The organism is Mycobacterium sp. BK086 (assembly GCA_004362315.1).
GTDB lineage: Bacteria > Actinomycetota > Actinomycetes > Mycobacteriales > Mycobacteriaceae > Mycobacterium.
The window spans coordinates 85,853-103,710 of record SNWL01000007.1; the positions used below are offsets into that span (position 1 = coordinate 85,853).

Consider the following 17,858-nt stretch of genomic DNA (forward strand, 5'->3'; position numbering starts at 1 on the left):
CCCTATGCCGATGCGCGCGCCCGGGCGGCTTCGGCCCGCCCGATGACCACGCGCATGATTTCGTTGGTACCCTCCAGGATTCGGTGCACCCGCAGATCGCGAACGATCTTCTCGATGCCGTACTCCCGCAGGTAGCCGTAACCACCGTGCAACTGCAGCGCCTGATCGGCGACGTCGTAGCAGGCGTCGGTGACATAGCGTTTGGCCATCGCGCACAGTGCGACCTTGTCCGGGTCGTCGCTGTCCAGAGCGGCGGCCGCGCGCCACAGCATCAGCCGCGACGTCTCCAGCGCGGTGGCCATGTCGGCGAGCGTGAAGCGGATGGTGGGCTCGTCGAGCAGCGCCCCGCCGAACGCGTGACGGTCGGCCAGATAGCTTGCGGCCTTTTCGTAGGCGGCCTGTGCACCGCCCAACGAGCAGGCGGCGATGTTGAGCCGGCCGCCGTTGAGGCCGTTCATCGCGATACCGAAGCCGGTTCCTTCACCTTCGGGGCCACCGAGCATCGCTGACGCCGGCACCCGCACACCGTCCAGAACCACCTGGGCGGTGGGCTGAACGTTCCAGCCCATCTTTTCCTCTTGGGCACCGAAACTGAGCCCCGGAGCGTCCTTCTCGACGATGAATGCCGAGATGCCGCGCGGTCCGTCGGCACCGGTGCGGGCCATCACGATGTACACGTCGGAGCTGCCCGCCCCGGAGATGAACTGCTTGACGCCGTCGAGCACATAGTGGTCGCCGTCGCGAACAGCCTTGGTGCGCAAGGCCGATGCGTCCGATCCCGCGCCGGGTTCGGTGAGGCAGTAGCTGGCGATCGCTTCCATCGAGGCCAGTCGCGGGATCCACGACTTGCGCTGATCGTCGGTGCCGTAGGTGTCGACCATCCACGCGCACATGTTGTGGATCGACAGGAACGCCGCCAGCGCGGGGTCGGCGGTCGACAGCTGTTCGAAGATCCGCACCGCGTCCAGGCGCCGCAGCCCGCTGCCGCCGACGTTCTCGGCGCAGTAGATGGCCGCCATCCCCAGCTCGGCGGCCTCGCGCAAAACGTCGACCGGGAACTCCTTGGAGTGATCCCAGTCCAAGGCATGCGGCGCAAGACGTTTGATCGCGAACGCGGCCGCCGTTTCGGCGATCACGCGATCGTCGTCGTCGAGCGTCAGGAAGCTCATTTCATTGTGGGGATGACGAACTCGGCGCCGTCCTTGATGCCCGACGGCCACCGCTCGGTGACGGTCTTGGTCTTGGTGTAGAACAGGATCGAGTGCGGGCCGTGCTGGTTGAGGTCGCCGAAGCCGGAGCGCTTCCAGCCGCCGAAGGTGTGGTAGGACACCGGGACCGGGATCGGCACGTTGACGCCGACCATGCCGACCTGAACCCGGGACACGAAGTCGCGCGCGGTGTCACCGTCGCGGGTGAACACCGCGACACCGTTGCCGTATTCGTGCTCGCTCGGCAGCCGCAAGGCTTCTTCGTAGTCGTGGGCGCGCACGATGCACAGCACCGGGCCGAAGATCTCGTCGGTGTAGATCGACATGTCGGTGGTGACATGGTCGAACAGGGTGGGGCCGATGAAGAAGCCGCCGGACAGGTCGGCGTCGTCGAAAGTCAGCTCGTCACTGGCCTTCTCGCGGCCGTCGACAACGATCTCGGCACCGGCGGCCACACCGGCGTCGATGTAGTCGCGCACCCGCTTGAGCGCGGCGCCGGTGACCAGCGGTCCGTAGTCGGCCTTGGGGTCCAGGCTGTGGCCGACGCGCAGGCCGTTGATCCGCTCGACGAGCCTGGCGCGCAACCGGTTTGCGGTCTCTTCGCCGACCGGCACCGCGACGCTGATGGCCATGCAGCGCTCGCCGGCGCTGCCGTAGCCGGCGCCGATGAGGGCGTCGACAGCCTGGTCCAGATCGGCGTCGGGCATCACGATCATGTGGTTCTTGGCGCCACCGAAGCACTGCGAACGCTTACCGTTGGCCGCCGCGGTGGAGTAGATGTACTGCGCGATATCGGAGCTGCCGACGAAGCCGACGGCCTTGATGTCGGGGTGATGCAGGATCGCGTCGACGGCTTCCTTGTCACCCTGCACCACCTGGAACACACCGGCGGGCAGACCGGCCTCGAGGAACAGCTCGGCCAGGCGGACCGGGACCGAGGGGTCGCGCTCGGAGGGCTTGAGGATGAAGGCGTTACCGCATGCCAGGGCGGGGCCGGCCTTCCACAGCGGGATCATCGCGGGGAAGTTGAACGGCGTGATGCCGGCGACCACGCCGAGCGGCTGGCGGATCGAGTACACGTCGATGCCGCCGCCGGCGCCCTCGGTGAACTCACCCTTGAGCAGGTGCGGGATGCCGATGGCGAACTCGATGACCTCGATGCCGCGCTGGATGTCGCCGAGGGAGTCGGGGACGGTCTTGCCGTGCTCGATCGACAGCAGCTGGGCGAGCTCGTCGGCGTTGGCGTTGACCAGCTCGATGAACTTCATCATCACGCGGGCCCGGCGCTGGGGGTTCCAGGCGGCCCATTCCTTCTGAGCTTCGACGGCCGAGGCCACCGCGGTGTCGACGTCGGCGGCCGACGCCAGGAGCACCTGCGCCTGCACCTCGCCGGTGCTGGGGTTGAGGACGTCGGCAGTGCGCGTGCTGCTGAGGTTGCTGCGCTGTCCGTCGATGAAGTGCTGAATGGTTGAGCTCATGACTGTCCCTCGGCTCCTGGCGGCTGAATACTAGGACATCCTAGTAACTCGTTGAGCTGGTCCGCAAGGGGGCCAGATGTAGTTGGATGAGCGCATGAGCGTGTGGTTTGTGACAGGGGCCTCGCGAGGGTTCGGGGCAGAGATCGTGGCGCAAGCGTTGGCGGCGGGCCACCAGGTTGTGGGGACGGCCCGTGACCCGGGGTCGGTCACCGCGCAGTTCCCAGATGCCGGTGATCAGCTCCTGGCGGTCGCTTTGGACGTCACTGACGAGGCGGCGGCTAGAGCAGCGGTTGCTGCGGCCGTCGAGCGGTTCGGCAGGATCGATGTCGTCGTCAACAACGCCGGCCGGGGTCTGCTCTCGGCGGTCGAGGAGGCGTCCGACTCGGCGGTGCGGGGCGTGTACGACGCCAACGTGTTCGGCGTGCTCAATGTGTTGCGAGCGGTGCTGCCCAGACTGCGTGCGCAGCGTTCGGGCCACATCATCAACCTGTCCTCGGTCGGGGGATTCGCGAGTTCAGCGGGCTGGGGGATCTACTGCTCCACCAAGTTCGCGCTGGAAGGCATTTCCGAGGCGCTGGCCGGTGAGGTTGGGCCACTGGGCATTTCGGTGACGATCGTCGAGCCGGGATATTTCCGCACCGACTTCCTGGATGCGTCCAGCCTGCACACCGAGTTCAACGAGATCGCGGACTACGCCGCGACGGCGGGAGCGACGCGGGCGCATGCGGTCTCGGCGAACCACAACCAGCCCGGTGACCCGGTCAAGGCGGTGGCCGCGATCCTGCAGCTGGGTGCTACCGAGAAGCCGCCGTTACGGATCCAGCTGGGTAGCGATTCGGTGGCGGTGGTCGCCGGCAAGCTGAAGTCGGTTGCCGCCGAACAGGAGGCGTGGCGCGAACTGTCTGTGTCGACGGACTTCGACTAGTGATCGTTGAGGCCGCACTGAGATTCACATTTCGCGTCGAGATTGGATCTGGTTGCGGTCTCAACGCCATTGGTAGCGCGTACTCGGCCGCCCGGTCTTGCCGTACTCCGTCACGCGGGTGACGGTGCCGTCGTCGGCCAGCCGTTCCAGGTAACGCCAGGCGGTCACCCGCGAGACCCCCACCAACTTGGCGGCCTCGTCGGCGGTCAGCCCGTCGGCGCGGTCGCGCACCGCGCGGGCGATCTCGTCAGTAGTACCGGGGGCCGCACCTTTGGGCGCCGCGGATCTGTCTGTGCTGATCCGCAATTCGCCCAGCGCGCGGTCGACTTCGGCCTGGCTGGCGGCATCGGTCCCCGCGGGCAGTGCGTCGCGATAACGACGATAGCGCTCGAGGCGGTCACGAAAAGCCGCAAAGGTGAACGGTTTCAGCAGGTAGGCCAGCGCACCGTGCGCGACGGCGGCACGCACCATCTCCAAGTCGCGTTCGGAGGTGATCGCGATGATGTCGGGCGCGGGCCGCAACCCCGATAGCGCCGAGGCCAACGCGATGCCACTGGCGTCGGGCAATCCGAGGTCGAGCAACACAAGATCGACTGGGGAGTCGATCGAGGCTTCGGAGGCCATCCGCATCGCGTCGCGCGCGGTGTGGGCCATGCCGACGACGGCAAATCCTTGCAGCCGAGTCAGATACGTGCGATGCGCCTCGGCGATCAGCGGCTCGTCCTCGACGATCAGGACGTTGATCATCGGATGGTCACCGTCACCACCGAGCCGTAGGTGAGGTCCGCGCTCAAGGTGCCGCCGTGGCGGTTGACGGTTTGCGCGACGAGCGCGAGCCCCAGCCCTTGGTGGCCGGCGTCGGTGCCGGACTTGGTCGAGTAGCCGCGCTGCATGGCGCGCTGGAAGGTCTCGGCGTCCATGCCCGGTCCACTGTCGGCGACCTGGATCTGCAGCTCGTCTTCGCTCTGGTTGACGGTGACCTCGACCCACGGGTCATCGCGGTCGCAGGCGTCCATCGCGTTGTCGATGAGGTTGCCTAGCACGGTGACCATTTCCTGTGAGCTCAAGAGGGATTCGGCAGGCAGGTGGGTCTCCTCGGTGATGGTCAATTCGATACCGCGTTCGTCGGCCTCTGCGGTCTTGCCGAGCAGCAGGGCGACCAGCGCGGGCTCGGCGACGGCGTCAGAGACCCGGTCGACGAGCTGCTGGGACAGTGCCAACTCCTGGGTGGCGAACTTGACGGCCTCCTCGGGGCGCCCCATCTCGACCAGCGTGATGACGGTGTGCAGCTTGTTGGCCGACTCGTGGGCCTGAGCGCGCAAGGAATCGGTGAACCCCTGCAGCGAGCTCAATTCGCCCAGCGCGCCCTGCAATTCGGTGCGATCGCGGATCGTGACGACTTCGGAGTCCGAGGCGCTCACTTGGGAGCGGTTGACCACCAGCACCCGGTCGTCGGTGAGCCGGACTTCGTCGCGGACGCCAGGATCGTTGCCACGCAGGAACTCTGGCAGGTCGGCGCGGGTGATGGGTCCGGACGGCAGGGCCAGCAGCCGGCGGGCTTCGTCGTTGGCCAGGGCAACTCCGTTGCGGTCCAGGACGATGAGTCCCTCGGAGACAGAGTGCAGGATCGCGTCGTGATGGTCATACATCACGCGGAGCTCGTCGGGCGCCAGGCCGCGGGTTTGGTGCAGGATGCGCCGGCGGATCGCCCAGATACCGATGAACGACAAGGCCAATGCTCCCGCGCCGACGCCGACGATCGTTGGCCATTGCGCGCGCCACCGTGCGGCAAGGCTTTCGGTGGTGATGCCGGCGGCGACCAGGCCGATGATCTGTCCTTGCGCGTTGCGTACCGGCGCGATCGTTCGCACCGACGGGCCCAGCGTGCCGGTGTAGACCTCGGTGTACGTCTGGCCGTGCAGCGCGGGATCGATGGTGCCCAGATACTTCTGGCCGATCTGCTCGGGGTTGGTGTGGGTGAACCGGGTGCGGTCGGGAGCCATGATCGTGATGAAGGCGATGTCGGTGCTGGTGCGGACGGCCTCGGTGACCGGCTGCAGAACCCGTGCCGCATCCCCGTTTTCGATGGCCCTCGCGGTCGAGGGGGCGTCGGCCAGCGCGACGGCGATGGCGGTGACCTGCTGGCGCGCTGCGTCGTCACCGTCGCGCTTGTCGTCATAGAGTGCCAGCGCACTGCCGGCCAAGACCACCAGCACGATCACGACGGCCTGCAGGGCGAAGGCCTGACCGGCCAGGGAGCGGGGGAGTACGGGCACTGCTCACCTCCGCGCCTGAACGTAATGAACTAAAGCGTGACCTGCGTCACGTGGGGGTAAACCATCCTTGCAGACCTATTGCTGGCTACCGGAAGGAAACCGCTCATGACCACGGTTGTGGATCGACCAGGCGGCGACGACTCGCCCGCGCCGCCCAAGCGCCGGGATCGCACGCACTGGCTGTACATCGCGGTCATCGTCGCGGTGGTGGGCGGCGTCGTCGTCGGCCTGGTGGCTCCGGGCGTGGGCAAGGACGTCGGCGTTCTCGGGACGATGTTCGTCGCGCTGATCAAGATGATGATCGTCCCGGTCATCTTCTGCACGATCGTGCTGGGCATCGGTTCGGTACGGAAGGCCGCCACCGTCGGCAAGGTCGGCGGGCTGGCGTTCGGTTACTTCCTGGTGATGTCGACGATCGCGCTGGGCATCGGTCTTCTGGTCGGCAACCTGCTGCATCCCGGTAGCAGCCTCAAGCTCTCGGAGTCCACGGCAGGCAAGGGCGCGCAGCTGGCTGAGCAGGCTCACGAGTCGGGTGGCCTGATCGAATTCATCCAGCACATCATTCCGACGTCGTTGTTCAGCTCGCTGACGGATGGCAATGTGCTGCAAGGTCTTTTCGTGGCGTTGCTGGTTGGCTTCGCGATCCAGGCGATGGGCGCCAAGGGTGGGCCGATCCTGCGCGGCGTCGAGCATCTGCAGCGGCTGGTGTTCAAGATCCTGTCAATGGTGTTGTGGCTGGCCCCGATTGGTGCGTTCGGCGCGATGGCCAACGTGGTGGGCCAGACCGGGTGGAGCGCGGTGACCAACCTGCTGGTGCTGATGCTCGGCTTCTACCTGACGTGTGTGGTGTTCGTGTTCGGCGTGCTGGGTGCGCTGCTGCGGATGGTGGCCGGAGTGTCGATCTTCAAGCTGGTGCGCTACCTGGCACGGGAGTACCTGCTGATCTTCGCGACGTCGTCCTCGGAGTCGGCACTGCCGCGGTTGATCGCGAAGATGGAGCATCTGGGCGTGCAGCAGAGCACGGTGGGTGTCGTTGTGCCGACCGGATATTCGTTCAACCTGGACGGCACCGCGATCTATCTGACGATGGCCTCGCTATTCATCGCCGACGCGCTTGGTGACCCGCTGTCGGTGGGGGAGCAGATCGGCCTGCTGGTGTTCATGATCGTGGCGTCCAAGGGTGCGGCCGGCGTGAGCGGGGCGGGGCTGGCGACGCTGGCCGGCGGCCTGCAGGCGCATCGGCCGGAGCTGCTCGACGGGGTCGGGCTGATCGTCGGGATCGACCGGTTCATGTCCGAGGCGCGTGCGGTGACGAACTTCTCCGGCAACGCGGTGGCCACCCTGCTGGTCGGATCGTGGACCAAGACGGTGGATACCGAGAAGGTCACCAACGTGCTGAGTGGTCGCGATCCCTTCGACGAGGTGACGATGCTCGACGACGGGCACAAGGCTTCGGAGAAGGAGGCGGTGGCCGCCTGATTTATCCAGCTCGCGACGCCCCGGGTGCCCCTTCGCCCGGGGCGTCGCCCTGTGGGTACGGTGCTTGGACCGGGTTTACGCCCAACAAACGCAAGCGAGAGGGATGGGCGTGCCCCAGGCGAGAGTCGAACTCGCAACTCAAGGATTTTAAGTCCTTTGCCTCTGCCAATTGGGCTACTGGGGCTCGGGGGTGGAGTCTACGTCCTCGTCTTCCACCCCAGCTGTTCACCGGTTCGGATCATGTGGCAGTTGGCGCATCTCACCTCGCACTTCTCGAACTCAGCCAGAAGCTGTTTGCGGGTCCCCGCCAGCCTCGAAATCCGTTTATTCTCGGGCCCGCGCTCAATATGATCAAATTGCAGCACGCGTATATCCTCATTGCCGCAATCCACGCACGGATGCGTCTCTAAATACTGTCTGATAAGTAAGCGTTGCGCTCGACGCTGTCGTGCCCGAGACGCGACTGCCCTCGCCTTATACAAATCCTTATTGCGTTCGTAGTGTAAGCGCTGATATGCACGTTCATCGTCGGGATTTGCGTACGGCATCAATCCTCCACTGTCGTGAGATGAGCCCAGGTGTGGTCGATGGCGTTCGCCCATCCCACTGTCTCCATCTTCCTATCAAGGGGGTACGACACCGATCGGCCAACCCCCAATCACGCTCTGTTACATGCCATTTGAGGGAGAATGCAAACGAGTGGGAATGCTCGCCAGTACTAGGCGTGAGCATTCCTCAGTAAATGCGCGATGTTTTCGTCGATAGGCAATCTAGCTAGCTGGAAGAATGGCGGCAGCTGTCGGCCCATGTCACCGTCGTCGGCCACGGCCACGGCGAGCTACTTGCCGATCCAGCTTCTCTTCGTTCGTGAGGACAGCACGGAGAACGGTAGGTGAACGACCCTCAAGAAGGAATACCGTTTTCGGGATTGTCCTGAGTAGAGGGATCCGGTGACGACATGCCTGATCCCGGACCGTCTAGCCGAATATGTGGCACGCGAACTTAGGAGCTTGCGCTCTCAGACCCCGTCGGAGGAAATTCTCAACCGCTGAGCACGCTGGCTTGAACAAACCAGAGATCCTCGAACTTAGTCCGGATAGCCCAGACTCCAACCCCGATACGTCCAGCCCGGCGCGACATTGGGGGTCGGCAGGATCTGGATGTTGTGCCCGTCGCCGTACCCACGCTTGAGTCCTTGGACGCCGCCGGAGATGTACGTCCCATCGCCGCGGGCGATGTCGATGTGAGCGCCGTACGAGTTCTTGCTGAAGACCAGCGCTCCCCGTGGGGGATTCATGTCGGTCTGGATCTCCCCTTGCCGAAGCAGGGTCTGGTACATGGTCTCGGCGGCGCCGTCCCAGCCGTACTGCGCCTGCGGCACGCCGTAGGCATAGGCGACGAGAGCTTCGCATCCGTAGATGCCGAACATGTCTGACCCGAGCGCGCTTTCGGCCTTGGAGATGGCGGCGTCCGCCCCGGGGATCGTGTCAGCGGAAGCGCCGGGTGCAAGCAGGAGTGCGCCGGCCAGCAGAAGAGAAGAAAGCAGCAGAAAGATTCGGGCGTTCAAGTCGTGGCTCCGTTCAGGTGGTGCACAGGTACCCATCGCGCGGTCGCTAAAACTGCTGGAGAACTCAGGGTAAAGCCGCAGGAAACGCGCGGCCACCGGTACGTCCCCGCCCTGCACGACCACAGCAGGTAAAAGGTGGCCACCATCTGCGATGATCTTGCCTCGTGACCGCAACCGAATCCGACCTGGTCGACGGCGTCCCGCGCAGCCGCATCGTCATTGCCTCGATGGTCGGCACCACCATCGAGTTCTACGACTTCTACGCCTACGCCACCGCGGCGGTCACGGTGTTTCCGCATCTGTTCTTCCCCAAGGGCAACCCGACCACCGCCCTGCTGGCGTCGCTGGCCACGTTCGGGCTCGCGTTCGTCGCACGCCCACTCGGGTCGATCCTGTTCGGACACTTCGGTGATCGCATCGGCCGCAAGACCACACTGGTGGCGTCGCTACTCGTCATGGGTATCGCGACCTTCCTCATCGGGCTGCTACCTACCTACCACCAGGTCGGCCTGCTGGCGCCGGCGCTGCTCGCGGTGATGCGGTTCAGCCAGGGCCTCGCCCTCGGTGGGGAGTGGAGTGGCGCCGCACTGCTGGCCACCGAGACCGCGAAACCCGGCAAGCGGGCCTGGGCGGCGATGTGGCCGCAACTCGGTGCCCCCTTCGGATTCCTGCTCGCCAACGGGGTGTTCCTCCTGCTGGTCCTGTGGCTCGGGCACAACAACGCCAGCCCCGACCTCGACGGCCCGTTCCTCACCTGGGGCTGGCGCATCCCATTCCTGCTGAGTGCGGTGATGGTGGCCATCGGCCTCTACGTCCGGCTGAAGCTCACCGAAACCCCGGTGTTCGCCCGCGCCATCGAACGCGGCGAGCGGGTGCGCGCACCGCTGGCGGAGGTGTTCCGGAACCACTGGCGCCAGTTGATCATTGGCACCTTCGTCATGCTCGCCACCTACACCCTGTTCTACGTCGTCACCACCTGGGCGCTGAGCTTCGGCACCGGCAAGAAGACGGCCAACGGCGGCGGGCTGGGCATTCCCTACCTGGAATTCCTGCAGCTGCAATTGATCTCGGTGCTGTTCTTCGCCGCAATGCTTCCGGTCACCGGGTTCCTTGCCGACAAGTTCGGGCGCCGCGTCACGCTGCTGGTGGTGACCGTCGGAATCATGGTGTTCGGCGGCTTCTTTGGGTTGCTGCTGAACCCGCACTCGGCGACGACGACGTCGACGCTGGTGTTCCTCATCATCGGCATGACGCTGATGGGGTTGACGTTCGGACCGATGAGCGCCGTGCTGCCCGAACTGTTCCCGACCAACGTGCGCTACACCGGCTCGGGCATCGCGTACAACGCGTCGAGCATCCTCGGCGCGGCGATCGCGCCGTTCGTCGCGACGTGGCTGGCCACCACCTACGGGGTGGCGTGGGTCGGTGTGTACCTGCTGTCGGCGGCGGCCTTGACCGCCATCGCGCTGCTGGTCATGCGCGAGACGAGGGACACCTCGCTCGACGATGTCGGCCAGTTCATGCCGTAGCCGGCGGCGCGTCCAAAAAATCTTTCGCCGCGCAGCAAACTCGCAAATGTCTTGCACGACGACCGCGGGGGGTGGCTCGGCGGGCCGAGGCGCAGAGCTCTGCCGCCGAGTCCGGCCCGCAGTGGCGGCCGTCACGACAGCGCGGCCGTAGTGACCCACCGCGCAAATCGGCCCGGATTTACATAAGACCGCTTACGCTACCGAAAGGTAACTTAGTAGACAGTTCCAGCAAACTGTTTAAACTTACCCGTTGGTAAGATCACGAGTCGGAAACGGTAGCTGATAGCCGTCGGCCGTTCACCGCCCGGCAACGTTCCAAGGTGATCCACAGGGGTGTGAACAGGCAGTTCGATGCGAGGCTTTCAAATCTAGCGCAGCTATCTAGAGTCCTTTCGACGCGCAAGAAAGTTTCCGGAACCTCTTCTTACTGGCGAGTAAGGTGCGGTAGCTTCTGACGCGTAGGGGGCAATTTTCAGCCAAAGGAGAGTCATGAACGTCGCTGTTCGTCCGTACGCCACTGCTGGTGTGGCGCTTGTGGGAGCGAGTGTCATTGCGGTTTCGCCGCTGGCACCCCCGATGCCCAACGTCCAGGCGGTACAGCGAGCGGTGTCGTCGGTAGGCGTCGAGCTCAGCGCCTCGGTCAACCCGATCGAGAATTGGATCCAGGTTTTTCAGACATCTGTAGCAAATCTCGGTGCGATCGGCCAGCAGATCGCCGACAGCCCGGCCCCGATCCTTCAGCAGATCGTCACCAACCAGATCGCTGCCTTTGAGGACTTGAAGACGCGGTTCGACAACAATGCGGGAACCATCAAGCTGATCCTCGACGGCGCCCCCAATGCGATCGCTACCGCTCGCGGCCAGCTTCAAAGCGGCGACATCGTGGGTGCCTTTGACACCTTCAACAACCAGATCGTGATCCCGCTCGCGCTGGCCGGCGTCCAAGCGGTGTCTGATTTGACGCGTCCCCTGGTCAGCACGGTGAACAACTTCGCCAAGGCATTCGCCACAATTCCCGACGCGGTGTTCCAGGTAATCCTGCCGATGACGTTCCCGCTGGTGTCGACGATCAACGCCGCCGTGCAGGCAACGCAGGACGTGTACGACGGAGTGGTCGCGGGCGACCCGGCTGCCGTCATCAACACACTGGTGAATCTGCCCGCCAATCTGGTCAACGGCTTCCTCAACGGTTCGGGCACGATCCTCGGATTCATCAATGCCCCGGGCCTTCTGACGCCCTACGACCCGAACTTCGGGTTCCTGGCCAGCGGGCCGATCGCCAGCCTCATCGCGCTGCGCGACGTCATCGCCCAAGCCATCGGCGCCACCCCGCCGACGGCGGCGGCGTCGGCCAGCGCCGCCAAGACGGTCACTCTGTCGGTCGCCGCCCCGGCGGCTCCTCGCGCGGGCTCGGCCCGTGCTGCCATCAAGGCGGCGTCGGAGACTGCGGCCGATACCACCGAATCCTCCACCGGCAGTACCGGTTCCACGACGGCGGGCGTCAAGGCCACCCCGGCTGCGTCGGCTACCGCCGGTTCCTCGTCGACCGACACCAAGGCCGGATCGTCGGCCAACCACGGTTCGAAGTCCGACTCCGGCAAGAAGGGCTCGGGCAAGTCCGCCAGGGCTGGTAAGGCCGGCAAGTAGGTTTCACCGCTGAGCGCCAGTCGGCTCCTGATGAGGCAGGGGTCGGCTGGCGCTTCGGCGTCGCGGCGGCTCACCGCGCAATGCCGGTCGTCGTGATTCCTGCGCGTTGAGATGCGAGGGAACATCCAGAAGCGGCGGTAGTCTTGTTCGCACCAGTCGAACAGGGAGTTCGTCGTGCCTTACGCGATCCGCGGTGTCATCTGGTTCGGTATGTACGTCGCGGTGGTGGTTGTCCCATTGGTCTTCGCGGTGATCGGTGTCGCCGACGAGGGGCGTGGATTTTGGCGGGAATTCGCCGTCGCGTTGGGATTCGTCGGGCTGTCTATGTTGGGCTTGCAGTTCGTGTTGGTGGCACGATTGCAGACGGTCGCAGCGCCGTTCGGTGAGGACGCGTTGGTCCACTTTCACCGCTATATGGGCTATGCGGGAACGGCTTTCATCCTTGCCCACCCGGTGCTGCTGATTGTGCTGGTGGATCCCAGTTACCTCGAGCGGGTCAACCCCGTAACCGCACCGTGGGCTGGCCGGTTCGGGACGTTGTCAATTCTGTGCCTGCTGGTGGTGATCGTGACGTCGGTGTGGCGTCTGGCGCTGCGCATCTCGTACGAGGTGTGGCAGGGGATTCACCTGGTGTTGTCCACTGTCGCCATTGCCGCCGCACTGGTGCACGTCGAGTTGATCCATCATTACGTGAACCAGCCCTGGAAGCGTGCGCTGTGGGTTCTGATGACTGCGGGCTTCCTGGGTGTGTTCTGTTGGGTGCGGATCATCAGACCGATTTTGCGGACCCGCCGCCCGTGGACAGTCGCGGCGGTGGATAAGGAGATCGGTGGAGTTAGTACGGTCACGTTGCGGCCGGACGGTCACCGTGGGTTCACATTTGCTCCGGGTCAGTTCGGGTGGCTGTCGGTGCATCGATCACCATTCGCCTTGACCCAGCACCCCTTCTCGTTCTCGTCCAACGGTGATGACCAAGCAACGTTGCAGATGAGCATCAAAGAGCTGGGCGATTTCACCCGGACAGTCGCTTCGATCGCGCCGGGCACCCGCGCCTATGTGGACGGGCCGCACGGGGTGTTCTCGCCGGACCGGCACAGCGGACCCGGCTTTGTGTTTCTTGCTGGGGGAGTGGGAATCGGACCGATCATGAGCATGCTGCGCACGTTCGCTGCCCGTGATGAGCGCCGCCCCGCCTACCTGTTCTACGGTGTGAATCGACTTGGCGACGCGACTTTTCGTGACGAGATCGACAGGCTCGCAGGTCACCTATCGTTGACAGTGAGCTACGTGATTGTTGATCCGCCGGCGGACTGGCCGGGTGAGCGCGGCCGCATCGATGCCGGCGTGCTGCGTCGTGGCCTGCCTGCGAATTATCAAGCGCTGCAGTACTTTATCTGCGGGCCAGGCGCGATGCAGGGCGCTATGGAAGACGTGCTCGGCAGTCTTGGCGTGCCATCAGGTCGCGTTCACACCGAGCGTTTCAACTTCGTCTAGAAGGGGCTGATGTGCGACACCGGTATACGCAGTGGACTGCGATCGCGGTAGCCGCGCTGATCGTGCTCGCCTGTCTCGCGTTCGCCTTCGTGCAGCGATGAGAATGTGAGCGCACCCCCAGCATCGGCTGCGAGGTCTCGGATCAGACTTTGTTGAGCAGCCCGGCGTCGACCGGCACGACGGTGCCGGTGACGTAGCGAGCGTCATCAGAGGCCAGCCAGGCGACCGCATTGGCGACGTCGCGGGCCTCGACATAGTCGACCGGTATCGCATTCTCGAGCGACCGTGCGATCGCCGGCTCGTACTTCTTCAGCATGCTGAGGTCGCCGTTGTTCGCCATCGGCGTCGCGACGGTCGTCGGCGCCACGCTGTTGACGCGAATATAATGCGGTGCAAGGTAATTCGCATAGGTCCGCATGATGCCGATGACCCCGTGCTTGGCGGCGGTATATCCGAGCATCCCGCCGGAGATCACCGGGGTGCCGATGAGTCCGCCGGTCGAGCTGGTCAGGATGATCGACCCGCCCCGATCTTGCGTGAGCATCGTCGGGACCGCGACCCGCACCGTGTTCCAGACGCCCTTCATGTTGACGTTGACGACGTCGTCCCACTGCTCGTCATCGGTGCTTTGGCCGCCCGGGCCGATCCCGGCGTTGGCGACCACGATGTCGACGCCGCCGAGTTCGGCCGCCCCGTCGTCGAACGCCTTCTGGAGCGCCGGGAAATCGGTGACGTCGGCCTCGCGAGCCACGATGCGCCTGCCGAGTGACTCGACCTGCCGCACAGTCTCCTGCAGGTCTTCCGGCGTCGACATCTGGTAGACGACGGTGGGGTACTGCCCGCACACGTCGATCGCGATGATGTCGGCGCCCTCCTCGGCGAGACGCACCGCGTGCGCCCGCCCCTGGCCCCGGGCGGCACCGGAGATGAAAGCGACTTTGCCGTCGAGCTTGCCCATGACTGCATAGTTTGAGCGACTGCTCAGCATTCTGCAAGGACTAGTTGATACCCAGCCAGCTCAGGTCGATGTTCACGCCGATGTCGTCGTCGTAGAGCGGAGCGAGGATGAGGTCCCGGTGGGGCGTGGCGAATTCTGCGGGTGGCGTCACCGAACCGATCGGGGGCGCCGGCTTGGCCGGCGGCTTGGGATCAACGGCATTCGGATCCCGGCTGGGCCCGCTGACGATCGGCGCCTTGGCCGGGCTGCCTGGAGCCACCGGCGTCGTGCCGACCTTGTCCGGGGTGACGACGATCGTGCCGGAGTTGGGGCCGCCGCTGACCGGTCCACCCTGTGAAATGGCGGGGCCGCCGTTGAAAATCGGCGAATTGTTCGACGAGCTCGGCGTCGACGAACTCGGGGTATTCGATGAACTCGACGAACTGGACTGACGCGGTGAATGGCCCTTGGATGAATTCCGGTCATCGGTATCTGCGGACGCAGTCGCTGTACTCGCGGCCAGTGCGCCTAAAGCCATTGCAGCACTTGCCAAGAACAACGTGGCGCCGGTGGGCCTCTTCATTAGAGCTATCGTCTCCTGTTGATGTGTGGCCCCGGATTTCGGGGCCACCAATAGGATCTCGTAAAGCCCCGGCTGTTGACATCCATCGATCGGTCATGAGTGCGGAGGATGGGGAGGTCCCCCGATCGGGGGACCAGTGCCGGGCACTGAGACAAATGGCTGCCAAGCGCGCGTCGCCTGCCTACCATCAGTCGATGCGCGGATCCAAGGTCCTGATCACCGGAGCCAGCGGCCAGGTTGCCGTCCCCATCGCCCTGGCCTTGGCAGCCGACAACGAGGTGTGGGGCATAGCCCGCTTCACCGACGCCGCAGCGCGGGAACGTCTGGAGAAGGGCGGTGTCCGCTGCGAGGGCGTCAACATGGCGGCCGGTGACTTCACCGGTATCCCGTCCGACTTCGACTACGTTCTCAACCTCGGGGTCGCCAAGAGTGGTCGCTGGGACAAGGACATGGCGGCCAACGCCGAATCCGCGGGCCTTCTCATGGCCCACTGTCGCGACGCCAAGGCATTCCTGCACTGCTCGTCCGGCGCCGTCTACGACCCACCCGGCGACGAACACCGCACCGAGCGCACGGTTCTCGGCGACAACCACAAGCCCATGCTGCCCACCTATTCGATCACCAAGATCGCCGGGGAAACCGTCGTCGCGACCATGGCCCGCGCCCTGGGTGTGCCGGCCGTCATCGCGCGCCTCAACGTCCCGTATGGCAACAACGGCGGCTGGCCGCTGTTCCACCTGGACATGGTGCTCGGCGACATGCCCATCCCGGTTCCGCTGGGCGGCCCGGCCGTCTACAACCCGATCCACGAAGACGACATCATCGCCATGATCCCGAAACTACTTGAGGTGGCGTCGGTTCCGGTCACGACCGTCAACTGGGGCGGCGACCAGTTCGTCAGCCTCCAGCAGTGGTGCACCTTCCTCGGCTCGCTCGTCGGTAAGGAACCAGTGTTCGAGGAGACCGATCAAACCTTGCGCGGGAACCCGTTGGACGTCATCAAGATGCATGAGCTCATCGGGACGACGACGGTCGACTGGCGTGACGGCATGCGCCGCATGGCGGCCACGTTCCATCCGGAACTGCTCATTAATTGACGGGCCTGCATCGGCGGGCAATCCAAAAGCATTGACCGGCAATCTCACCCGGGTTAACTTCGGGGAATGGGTGGGTTCACTATCACGTCGTGGAGTGTGGCAGTCCTGGCCGGAATGACGTGCGGGGTCGCGCACGCCGAACCGCCTGCGCCTCCGATGCATGACCAGGTGTCGACGATCAACGGCGTTGTCCCGACCGGTGTGCTGGCGCCTTTGCAGGAGGTGTCGACCATGCTCGACACCATCGACGCCAACGGCGAGCGGCTTGTCGTGTTCGGTGGGTTGCGTAAGGCGGGGACTCGCGCACCGATCCATATCCACGCGTACGGCGGTGTCACCTGTGTGCTGACCGGCACGATGACCGACTTCGTCGAAGGCCATGAGCCGATGGTCTTTCCGGCGGGGACCTGCTACTACATGCCGCCCAACACGCCGATGGCAGCCGCCAATCTCGGCACCGAAGACGTGCGCATCACCGACACCTTCACGGTGCCTCGGGATGCCCCGACCATCGATGTCATCGAACCAGCGTGGTCGGATCCGAACCCGAACGACGCCGGCTGACCGACCCCGCTGCGACGCAGGCGACCGCACTCCGAAACTCCGCGATGTCACCGTGTCCGCGGCGCAGGGTGCCGGTGACCACGACCGGTACACCACAAGCCTGTCCGGTCGCGCGGATCGCCGACGTCAGCACCGGGTGTGCGCTGGATTCGACGAAGACCCGGGCGCCGCGGGCGAGCAGGTTGTCGATACCAGGCTGGAACAACACCGGCAGCCGGGCGTTGTCGTACCAGTAGCCGGCGTTCAGTTCGGCGCCGTCGACCGCGTTCCCGGTCACCGTCGAATACATCGGGATCTGCGTCGGCTGGGGGCGAATATCGACCAGCCCCTGCACCAGTTGATCGCGCAGCGGTTCGATGGCGAAGCAATGCGACGGGATCGACGCGGGAATCAGACATGCCTTCACACCGTCGTCGGTGAGTCGCGCCACCAGATCGTCGAGCGCCGTCACATCGCCTGCGAGGGTGCAGGTCTGCGGCCCGATGTCCCCGGCGATCTCCAACCGGCCGTCATAAACGCCTAACCGACAAGCGATGTCGTTGGCCGACAACCGAATCGACGCGATCCCACCAGTACCGACCAGGGTCCGGGCGAACAGCTCCGACCGAAATGTGATCACCCGCGCGGCATCATCGAGCGTCAGTGCCCCGGATACGCACGCCGCGGCGATCTCACCCTGCGATTGACCGATCACCGCCCGCGGGACCAGACCGCTGGCCAGCCAGAGCGCCGCAAGCGCGACGTGCACCGACCACAATGCGGGCTGGACCACCTCGACGCGGTCGAGTGTCGGTGCGCCCGGGCGCTGGCGCAGCACGTCTCCGACGTCCCAGCCCACGTAGCGTGCAACAGCGGCCGCGCACTCGCGAAGCCGAGTCGTGAAAACGGCGTTGCTGTTGAGGAGTTCGGCGGCCATACCCGCCCATTGGGACCCCTGGCCGGGGAACACCAGAACCGTTGATGTGCTCATGGCTTAGAGCCTGCTGGCCCAGGCGCACGACGCTCAGACTCCGTTCGTGCGATACCGGTGATGAACCGGCTGTCGTCCAAACGGATGACAGCCGCCCGTCGATC

General features: G+C 65.0%; 16 protein-coding genes and 1 tRNA gene. 8 read left to right on the forward strand and 9 right to left on the reverse strand.

Going from position 1 to position 17,858, the window contains the following annotated elements; all coding sequences use genetic code 11:
- Window positions 1-2 precede the first annotated feature (2 nt).
- Entirely contained in the window at window positions 3-1,169 is a 1,167-nt protein-coding gene (locus EV580_RS24095; RefSeq protein WP_133694314.1) for an acyl-CoA dehydrogenase family protein, read from the reverse strand.
- Window positions 1,166-2,686 (reverse strand): CoA-acylating methylmalonate-semialdehyde dehydrogenase, encoded by a 1,521-nt coding sequence (locus EV580_RS24100; protein ID WP_133694316.1) that lies wholly within the window; start codon window positions 2,684-2,686, stop codon window positions 1,166-1,168. Before EV580_RS24100 ends, EV580_RS24095 begins: the two co-directional genes overlap by 4 nt.
- 94 nt (window positions 2,687-2,780) lie before the next feature.
- Here EV580_RS24100 and EV580_RS24105 point away from each other — a divergent pair, with 94 nt between their 5' ends.
- On the forward strand, window positions 2,781-3,611 hold the full coding sequence (locus tag EV580_RS24105) for an oxidoreductase (protein ID WP_133694317.1): 831 nt from the start codon (window positions 2,781-2,783) through the stop codon (window positions 3,609-3,611).
- A gap of 60 nt (window positions 3,612-3,671) precedes the next feature.
- Here EV580_RS24105 and EV580_RS24110 read toward each other — a convergent pair whose 3' ends face one another.
- Window positions 3,672-4,358: a response regulator gene (locus tag EV580_RS24110; protein WP_133694319.1), complete on the reverse strand. Its 687-nt coding sequence runs from the start codon at window positions 4,356-4,358 to the stop codon at window positions 3,672-3,674.
- On the reverse strand, window positions 4,355-5,887 hold the full coding sequence (locus EV580_RS24115) for a sensor histidine kinase (RefSeq protein WP_133694321.1): 1,533 nt from the start codon (window positions 5,885-5,887) through the stop codon (window positions 4,355-4,357). The genes EV580_RS24110 and EV580_RS24115 overlap by 4 nt, the downstream gene beginning before the upstream one ends.
- A 105-nt stretch (window positions 5,888-5,992) precedes the next feature.
- Here EV580_RS24115 and EV580_RS24120 point away from each other — a divergent pair, with 105 nt between their 5' ends.
- Window positions 5,993-7,366: a cation:dicarboxylate symporter family transporter gene (locus EV580_RS24120; protein WP_133694322.1), complete on the forward strand. Its 1,374-nt coding sequence runs from the start codon at window positions 5,993-5,995 to the stop codon at window positions 7,364-7,366.
- Window positions 7,367-7,476: 110 nt separating this feature from the next.
- On the opposite strand, the gene EV580_RS24125 is transcribed toward EV580_RS24120, so the two are convergent.
- Window positions 7,477-7,550: transfer RNA gene (locus EV580_RS24125), tRNA-Leu, on the reverse strand.
- Between the two features lie 903 nt (window positions 7,551-8,453).
- Entirely contained in the window at window positions 8,454-8,933 is a 480-nt protein-coding gene (locus EV580_RS24130) for a hypothetical protein (RefSeq protein WP_133694324.1), read from the reverse strand.
- Between the two features lie 164 nt (window positions 8,934-9,097).
- On the opposite strand from EV580_RS24130, the gene EV580_RS24135 reads away from it, so the two are divergent.
- From EV580_RS24135 to EV580_RS24145, 3 genes are all read left to right on the forward strand, one after another.
- A complete protein-coding gene (locus EV580_RS24135) occupies window positions 9,098-10,462 on the forward strand; it encodes an MFS transporter (RefSeq protein WP_286171828.1) in 1,365 nt (454 codons plus the stop codon).
- Between the two features lie 489 nt (window positions 10,463-10,951).
- Window positions 10,952-12,109, forward strand: a complete 1,158-nt coding sequence (locus tag EV580_RS24140; protein ID WP_133694326.1) for a hypothetical protein — start codon at window positions 10,952-10,954, stop codon at window positions 12,107-12,109.
- Window positions 12,110-12,358: 249 nt separating this feature from the next.
- Window positions 12,359-13,603, forward strand: a complete 1,245-nt coding sequence (locus tag EV580_RS24145) for a ferredoxin reductase family protein (protein WP_166654869.1) — start codon at window positions 12,359-12,361, stop codon at window positions 13,601-13,603.
- 142 nt (window positions 13,604-13,745) lie between these two features.
- On the opposite strand, the gene EV580_RS24150 is transcribed toward EV580_RS24145, so the two are convergent.
- Both EV580_RS24150 and EV580_RS24155 read right to left on the reverse strand, forming a co-directional pair.
- Window positions 13,746-14,561, reverse strand: coding sequence for a mycofactocin-coupled SDR family oxidoreductase (locus EV580_RS24150; protein ID WP_133694329.1), 816 nt, complete (start codon window positions 14,559-14,561; stop codon window positions 13,746-13,748).
- A 40-nt stretch (window positions 14,562-14,601) separates the two neighbouring features.
- The gene (locus tag EV580_RS24155; protein WP_133694331.1) at window positions 14,602-14,820 is read right to left on the reverse strand and encodes a hypothetical protein; all 219 of its coding nucleotides are present in this window, start codon (window positions 14,818-14,820) and stop codon (window positions 14,602-14,604) included.
- A gap of 7 nt (window positions 14,821-14,827) precedes the next feature.
- Here EV580_RS24155 and EV580_RS33860 point away from each other — a divergent pair, with 7 nt between their 5' ends.
- The 3 genes from EV580_RS33860 to EV580_RS24165 all read left to right on the forward strand — a co-directional run bounded on the left by EV580_RS33860 (window position 14,828) and on the right by EV580_RS24165 (window position 16,784).
- Window positions 14,828-14,992 carry a hypothetical protein gene (locus tag EV580_RS33860; RefSeq protein WP_166654870.1) on the forward strand — a complete coding sequence of 55 codons (165 nt, stop codon included), beginning with the start codon at window positions 14,828-14,830 and terminating at the stop codon, window positions 14,990-14,992.
- Window positions 14,993-15,317: 325 nt separating this feature from the next.
- Window positions 15,318-16,220: an NAD-dependent epimerase/dehydratase family protein gene (locus EV580_RS24160; RefSeq protein WP_133694332.1), complete on the forward strand. Its 903-nt coding sequence runs from the start codon at window positions 15,318-15,320 to the stop codon at window positions 16,218-16,220.
- A gap of 66 nt (window positions 16,221-16,286) precedes the next feature.
- The gene (locus EV580_RS24165) at window positions 16,287-16,784 is read left to right on the forward strand and encodes a cupin domain-containing protein (protein WP_255497204.1); all 498 of its coding nucleotides are present in this window, start codon (window positions 16,287-16,289) and stop codon (window positions 16,782-16,784) included.
- Here EV580_RS24165 and EV580_RS24170 read toward each other — a convergent pair.
- Complete coding sequence (locus tag EV580_RS24170; RefSeq protein ID WP_133694334.1) at window positions 16,738-17,754, reverse strand: acyltransferase domain-containing protein; 1,017 nt, start codon at window positions 17,752-17,754, stop codon at window positions 16,738-16,740. The genes EV580_RS24165 and EV580_RS24170 overlap by 47 nt on opposite strands.
- Window positions 17,755-17,858 lie beyond the last annotated feature (104 nt).

What these genes read in the sequence shown, in the direction of transcription:
- EV580_RS24095 (WP_133694314.1), bottom strand. Translation starts at nt 1,169, where the DNA reads ATGAGCTTCCTGACGCTCGACGACGACGATCGCGTGATCGCCGAAACG.
- EV580_RS24100 (WP_133694316.1), bottom strand. Translation starts at nt 2,686, where the DNA reads ATGAGCTCAACCATTCAGCACTTCATCGACGGACAGCGCAGCAACCTC.
- EV580_RS24105 (WP_133694317.1), top strand. Translation starts at nt 2,781, where the DNA reads ATGAGCGTGTGGTTTGTGACAGGGGCCTCGCGAGGGTTCGGGGCAGAG.
- EV580_RS24110 (WP_133694319.1), bottom strand. Translation starts at nt 4,358, where the DNA reads ATGATCAACGTCCTGATCGTCGAGGACGAGCCGCTGATCGCCGAGGCG.
- EV580_RS24120 (WP_133694322.1), top strand. Translation starts at nt 5,993, where the DNA reads ATGACCACGGTTGTGGATCGACCAGGCGGCGACGACTCGCCCGCGCCG.
- EV580_RS24140 (WP_133694326.1), top strand. Translation starts at nt 10,952, where the DNA reads ATGAACGTCGCTGTTCGTCCGTACGCCACTGCTGGTGTGGCGCTTGTG.
- EV580_RS24150 (WP_133694329.1), bottom strand. Translation starts at nt 14,561, where the DNA reads ATGGGCAAGCTCGACGGCAAAGTCGCTTTCATCTCCGGTGCCGCCCGG.
- EV580_RS24160 (WP_133694332.1), top strand. Translation starts at nt 15,318, where the DNA reads ATGCGCGGATCCAAGGTCCTGATCACCGGAGCCAGCGGCCAGGTTGCC.
- EV580_RS24165 (WP_255497204.1), top strand. Translation starts at nt 16,287, where the DNA reads ATGGGTGGGTTCACTATCACGTCGTGGAGTGTGGCAGTCCTGGCCGGA.
- EV580_RS24170 (WP_133694334.1), bottom strand. Translation starts at nt 17,754, where the DNA reads ATGAGCACATCAACGGTTCTGGTGTTCCCCGGCCAGGGGTCCCAATGG.